Origin of the sequence: Bacillus cereus group sp. BfR-BA-01350, from assembly GCF_022663775.1 — a bacterium.
In the GTDB taxonomy this organism is placed as follows: domain Bacteria; phylum Bacillota; class Bacilli; order Bacillales; family Bacillaceae_G; genus Bacillus_A; species Bacillus_A paranthracis.
Map to the genome: position 1 here is coordinate 1 of NZ_JAKUGD010000052.1, position 250 is coordinate 250.

Here is a 250-nt window from a genome sequence, read left to right on the forward strand (position 1 = left end):
CCAGTAGCTCCGGTAGGACCTGTAACTCCCGTAGGGCCTGTAATTCCCGTAGGACCTGTATCTCCGGTAGGGCCTGTAGTTCCCGTAGAACCAGTGGCTCCGCTAGGACCGGTGGCTCCCGTAGAACCAGTGGCTCCGCTAGGACCTGTAACTCCCGTAGAACCAGTGGTTCCCGTAGGACCAGTGGCTCCGGTAGGACCTGTAACTCCCGTAGAACCGGTGGCTCCCGTAGGACCAGTAGCTCCGGTAG

1 protein-coding gene is annotated in these 250 nt (G+C 60.4%); it reads right to left on the reverse strand.

Features of this window, described 5'->3' with window-relative positions; translation table 11 throughout:
- Window positions 1–250, reverse strand: a 250-nt coding sequence (locus MR147_RS26910) for a hypothetical protein (protein WP_242304892.1), incomplete at both ends; no start/stop codon positions are given.